The organism is Sulfuricaulis sp. (assembly GCF_041499725.1).
Classification (GTDB): Bacteria; Pseudomonadota; Gammaproteobacteria; order Acidiferrobacterales; family Sulfurifustaceae; genus Sulfuricaulis.
This window is the reverse complement of the sequence record NZ_JBGQKW010000122.1, coordinates 1-5,182: the sequence shown is the minus strand read 5'-3', so window position 1 is coordinate 5,182 and position 5,182 is coordinate 1. Positions and strand designations below refer to the sequence as shown.

Genomic DNA, 5,182 nt, shown 5'->3' with positions numbered 1-5,182 from the left:
CATGAAGGAAATCTGCAAGCAGCGCTACCAGGTCTTTGGTTGCGCCGGCCAGGCGAGCAAGATCAAGGTGCTGTCGCTCGAAGCGATGACGACACGTTACGCCAAGGGCGAGCTCGATCCGAAAGTAAACTAGTCAACTAATCAGATCAGTCGCATGCTGTAGAAAAGGGGCGGGCAACCGCCCTTTTTTTGTTTTTCTATTCGGATGGATTTGCGAAGCAAACCGGATACGCCTATGGTTGAAATATGATGGATCTCGATAAATATCCCTGTCCCTGCTGCGGTTACCGGGTATTCCAGCACCAGCCGGGAAACCATGAGAAGTGCCCGATCTGCCTGTGGGAAGACGATCTCGCGCAGTTGCGCTTCCCGCGCCTGCCGGGCAGCGCCAATCACGTTTCACTAGAGCAGGGACAGCATAACTATGCCGAGATCGGCACCGCCGAACGCCGCTATCGCGGCGAAGGGCGCGCGCCGTTCGAGGAGGAACCGCGCGAATCCAGCTGGCGTCCGCTCGACCCCGCGCACGACAACGTCGAAGAACCGCAGCGCGATATCGACTACGCGGATTCCTATCCTCTGGACGACACCACCGTACTGTATTACTGGCGCAACACCTACTGGCGTCGTTACGCCAGTTGAATCATATCTTTCGCTGACGTTTCCTGGAAGGCACCGGAGGTGCCGCGCCAGCGTCGATCAAACCGCGCGTTTCCTTGAGCATGAACTGCCTGAACGCCTCGGCCACGGCCGACAGGCGCTTGCCGCGCCGGTGCACGAGGTACCAGTGACGCATGATCGGGAAGTCGGCCACATCGAGCACGACCAGACGTTTCAGCGTCAGTTCCTGTTCGATCGTGGCGCGCGATAACAATCCCAATCCCAGCCCCGCCTGCACGCTCTGCTTGATCGCTTCGTTGCTGCCCACTTCCATGCCGGTTTTCAGGCGCATGCCGCGCTCGGCGAAGAAACGTTCCATGGCGATGCGCGTGCCGGAGCCCGGTTCGCGGACGAGGAAGGTTTCTTCCTGCAGACGAGCGAGTGGAATTTTCTTTTTGCGCGCCAGCGGATGACTTGGCGGCGCGACAATGACCAACGGGTTCTCCATGAAGGCATCCGCCTCGGCATCGAGTTCCGCGGGCGGCTGGCCCATGATGACAAGGTCCACCGTGTTTTCCGCCAGTTGCCGCAGGAGTGTTTCACGGTTGGTGACGTCGAGGCTGACCGTCACACCCGGATAGCGGCGTGAAAAAGTACCGAGCAGGGTGGGAATGAAATAGTTCGCCGTGGTCGCCACCGAGATGCGCAGCCGTCCGCCGGAAAGTCCCTTGATGTGGTTCAGAATTCCCTCGAGTTCATCGAGCTGCTGGGTGACGGTGCGAGCATAGCCCAGCACCTCGCGTCCGGCCTCGGTGAGGTGGATGCGCTTGCCCAGCTGTTCGAAGAGCGCCACGCCCAGACTTTCCTCGAGCTGCTTCACCTGCATGGACACGGCCGGCTGGGTCAGGAAAAGCTCTTCCGCCGCGCGGGTATGGTTCAAATGTCGAGCGACCGATTCAAAGACCTTGAGTTGGCGCAGGGTCAGGTGCAAAGTAAGCGCCCCAATATGATCATAAGTAATAGTTTATCATAACAATCATTAATCATGAGTGTTATTTATGATCTGAGGAAGATAAGGTACGCGCCCATGACGGGGGTCCGTTAGGGCGGAACAGGCGGAAAACCCGGAACCCACACGATTTCTAACGAGGAGGCCGTATGAGCCAAGGCAAAGTAAAGACGTACAAAGCGGGCGTCAAAGAGTACCGCGAAACCTATTGGATGCCGAATTACACGCCGAACGAGACCGATATCCTGGCGTGCTTCAAGATAACCCCGCAGGCCGGAGTGCCGCGCGAAGAGGCCGCCGCCGCGGTGGCCGCCGAGTCGTCCACCGGCACCTGGACCACGGTGTGGACCGACCTGCTGACCGACCTCGACTACTACAAGGGCCGCGCCTACCGCATCGAAGACGTGCCGGGCGACGACACCTGCTTCTTCGCCTTCGTGGCCTACCCGATGGACCTGTTCGAAGAAGGTTCGGTGGTCAACGTGTTCACCTCGCTGGTCGGCAACGTGTTCGGCTTCAAGGCGATCCGCGCGCTGCGTCTTGAGGACGTGCGCTTCCCGATCGCCTACGTGAAGACTTGTGGCGGTCCGCCCCAGGGTATTCAGGTTGAGCGTGACCTTATGAACAAGTACGGCCGTCCGCTGCTCGGCTGCACCATCAAGCCCAAACTCGGCCTGTCCGCCAAGAACTACGGCCGCGCCGTGTACGAATGTCTGCGCGGCGGTCTGGACTTCACCAAGGACGACGAGAACGTCAACAGCCAGCCGTTCATGCGCTGGCGCACGCGTTTCGACTTCGTGCAGGAAGCCATCGAGAAAGCCGAGAAAGAAACCGGTGAGCGCAAAGGCCACTACCTCAACGTAACCGCCCCGACGCCGGAAGAGATGTACAAGCGTGCCGAGCACGCCAAGGAACTCGGTTCGCCGATCATCATGCACGACTACATCACCGGCGGCTTCTGCGCCAACACCGGCCTGGCCAACTGGTGCCGCAACAACGGCATGCTGCTGCACATCCACCGCGCCATGCACGCAGTGCTCGACCGCAACCCGCACCACGGTATCCACTTCCGCGTGCTGGCCAAGATCCTGCGTCTGTCCGGCGGCGACCATCTGCACACCGGCACCGTCGTCGGCAAGCTGGAAGGCGATCGTGAAGCGACCTTGGGTTGGATCGACATTCTGCGCGAGAAGTACATCAAGGAAGATCGCAGTCGCGGCATCTTCTTCGATCAGGACTGGGGCTCCATGCCGGGCGTGTTCGCCGTGGCTTCGGGCGGCATCCATGTCTGGCACATGCCGGCACTGGTCGCGATCTTCGGCGACGACTCCGTGCTGCAATTCGGTGGCGGCACGCTCGGCCATCCGTGGGGCAACGCCGCCGGCGCGGCCGCGAATCGCGTGGCGCTGGAAGCCTGCGTCGAGGCGCGCAACCAGGGCATTCAGATTGAGAAGGAAGGCAAGGCCATCCTGACCAAGGCCGCTGCTTCGAGCCCGGAGCTGAAGATCGCCATGGAAACGTGGAAAGAGATCAAGTTCGAGTTCGACACCGTCGACAAGCTGGACGTGGCGCACAAGTAAAGCCGTCATCCCGGACGCGCCGCAAGGCGCGATCCGGGATCCAGGAACATACATTCAAGAGGTTTAAATCATGAGCGAAATGCAAGACTACAAATCGAGCCTGACGGACGTAACGAGCCGCAAGTTCGAAACCTTCTCGTACCTGCCGGCGATGGATGCAGCCAACATCAAGAAGCAGGTGGAATACATCGTGAAGCGCGGCTGGAATCCGGCCATCGAACACACCGAGCCGGAGAATGCCTTCGACCATTACTGGTACATGTGGAAGCTGCCGATGTTTGGCGAGACCAGCGTGGACCGGATCCTGTCCGAGGCCGACGCCTGCCACAAGGCGCATCCGGGCAACCACGTGCGCCTGGTCGGCTACGACAATTTCAAACAGTCGCAGGGCGCCGCGATGGTGATTTTCCGCGGCAAGATGAAGTAAGCAGTCGGACACGCTGAGCCGTCATCGGCCCCTGTCCGGCATGATCGGACAGGGGCTTTTTTTCGGGGTTTACGAGGGGGAAAGATGAGCAAAGCAAGCACGGCAGCGAAGGTTGATGGCGGCGCGGATATCGCCCAGTACCGGATTGCGACGGAACCGTATTACCGCACGGTCGGTAACGAAGTCGAACTCTACGAAGCCGCCTACAGCGCGCGCATGCCGGTGATGCTGAAAGGCCCGACAGGTTGCGGCAAGAGTCGCTTCGTCGAGTACATGGCGTGGAAGCTGAAGAAGCCGCTGATCACGGTGGCGTGCAACGAGGACATGACCGCGTCGGATCTGGTGGGACGCTTCCTGCTCGACGCCAGCGGCACGAAATGGCACGACGGGCCGCTCACGGTCGCGGCGCGCATCGGCGCGATATGCTATCTCGATGAAATCGTCGAGGCGCGCCAGGACACGACCGTGGTAATCCATCCGCTCACCGACCATCGCCGCCAGCTGCCGCTCGAGAAGAAAGGCGAGCTGGTGAACTGCCATCCGGATTTCCAGCTGGTGATCTCGTACAACCCGGGCTATCAGAGCCTGATGAAGGACTTGAAACAATCCACCAAGCAGCGCTTCGGCGCCATCGACTTCGATTACCCGGAAGCCGGGATCGAGGTCGAGATCGTCCAGCACGAGACCAAGGTGGAGAAGAGCGTGGCCGAGAAACTGGTGCAGATCGCGCATCGCGCGCGAAACCTCAAGGGTCACGGCCTCGACGAGGGCATTTCCACGCGCCTGCTGGCCTATGCCGGGAGCCTGATCGCGCGCGGCATCGAGCCGCGTGCCGCCTGCCAGATGACGCTGGTGCGTCCGATCACCGACGACCCCGACATGCGCGAGACGCTGGACGCGGCGGTCGCGATGTTTTTCTGAGGCCCATGAATCGTCCCACAGCCTACGTTGGGATTCACGCCGATATTCACGGCGGCATGACCGATATCGGCCGGATGATTCGCGACGCCTGGGTGTTCGGCATTCTCCCTGAAACCGAGACTTGTGAAGGCTGGGATTTGCCGAAGTTCGATACCCTGTATGGACAGGTGCACGAGGCGTGGGAACCTTATGGACACCTGGTCAGCCAATTGCCGGCGGATATTCGTGCACGCCACGAGCGTATTTATAACGAAGCGATAAAACGCGCGCGTGAACTCGGCTGGTCGCCCGAGCTCGACGACGACGATTGAAACGATTTCCTGAAGAAATCATATGAGCATCGATCTCAAGGATTACCACGCGCAGCTCGACGGGCTGGACCAGCATATCCGCGGCACGCTCGAGGGAAGCTTTGCGGAAGCCGCGCGCGTGATGACGCCTCAAGGTCTGCACAACTGGCTCGAGGGCGCGAAGGGGCTGTCGCAGCTCGGACGCGGCAACGACCTGGTCGTGACCTACATCCAGGCGATGCCGGCGGTGGTCAAAGAAGTCGGCGAGGATGTGCTCAAGGATTGCATCATCAGCGCCATGAAGCTCGCCTCCATGGTGAGCGGCGAGGTGATCCAATTGCTGTTCGACACCCTG

Annotated in this window: 6 protein-coding genes and 2 pseudogenes; 7 read left to right on the top strand and 1 reads right to left on the bottom strand. The window is 60.4% G+C overall.

What is annotated here, in order from left to right:
• Positions 1–133: pseudogene (locus tag ACC569_RS13765) on the top strand (fructose-1,6-bisphosphate aldolase); the annotation flags it as partial.
• Between the two features lie 116 nt (positions 134–249).
• Complete coding sequence (locus tag ACC569_RS13760) at positions 250–642, top strand: CPCC family cysteine-rich protein (protein ID WP_372524106.1); 393 nt, start codon at positions 250–252, stop codon at positions 640–642.
• A 1-nt stretch (position 643) separates the two neighbouring features.
• Here ACC569_RS13760 and ACC569_RS13755 read toward each other — a convergent pair whose 3' ends face one another.
• Positions 644–1,591 (bottom strand): LysR family transcriptional regulator, encoded by a 948-nt coding sequence (locus tag ACC569_RS13755; protein WP_372524105.1) that lies wholly within the window; start codon positions 1,589–1,591, stop codon positions 644–646.
• A 167-nt stretch (positions 1,592–1,758) separates the two neighbouring features.
• On the opposite strand from ACC569_RS13755, the gene ACC569_RS13750 reads away from it, so the two are divergent.
• The 5 genes and pseudogenes from ACC569_RS13750 to ACC569_RS13730 form a co-directional block, all read left to right on the top strand.
• Positions 1,759–3,189, top strand: a complete 1,431-nt coding sequence (locus ACC569_RS13750; protein WP_372524104.1) for a form I ribulose bisphosphate carboxylase large subunit — start codon at positions 1,759–1,761, stop codon at positions 3,187–3,189.
• Between the two features lie 70 nt (positions 3,190–3,259).
• The gene (locus ACC569_RS13745; protein ID WP_372524103.1) at positions 3,260–3,616 is read left to right on the top strand and encodes a ribulose bisphosphate carboxylase small subunit; all 357 of its coding nucleotides are present in this window, start codon (positions 3,260–3,262) and stop codon (positions 3,614–3,616) included.
• A gap of 84 nt (positions 3,617–3,700) precedes the next feature.
• Positions 3,701–4,537: a CbbQ/NirQ/NorQ/GpvN family protein gene (locus ACC569_RS13740; RefSeq protein ID WP_372524102.1), complete on the top strand. Its 837-nt coding sequence runs from the start codon at positions 3,701–3,703 to the stop codon at positions 4,535–4,537.
• Between the two features lie 5 nt (positions 4,538–4,542).
• Positions 4,543–4,848: a hypothetical protein gene (locus ACC569_RS13735; RefSeq protein ID WP_372524101.1), complete on the top strand. Its 306-nt coding sequence runs from the start codon at positions 4,543–4,545 to the stop codon at positions 4,846–4,848.
• 22 nt (positions 4,849–4,870) lie between these two features.
• A pseudogene (locus ACC569_RS13730) lies at positions 4,871–5,182 on the top strand (VWA domain-containing protein); the annotation flags it as partial.

Bases quoted from the DNA above. Each gene is read 5' to 3' on its own strand.
- ACC569_RS13760 (WP_372524106.1), top strand. From the start codon at position 250: ATGGATCTCGATAAATATCCCTGTCCCTGCTGCGGTTACCGGGTATTC.
- ACC569_RS13750 (WP_372524104.1), top strand. From the start codon at position 1,759: ATGAGCCAAGGCAAAGTAAAGACGTACAAAGCGGGCGTCAAAGAGTAC.
- ACC569_RS13745 (WP_372524103.1), top strand. From the start codon at position 3,260: ATGAGCGAAATGCAAGACTACAAATCGAGCCTGACGGACGTAACGAGC.
- ACC569_RS13740 (WP_372524102.1), top strand. From the start codon at position 3,701: ATGAGCAAAGCAAGCACGGCAGCGAAGGTTGATGGCGGCGCGGATATC.
- ACC569_RS13735 (WP_372524101.1), top strand. From the start codon at position 4,543: ATGAATCGTCCCACAGCCTACGTTGGGATTCACGCCGATATTCACGGC.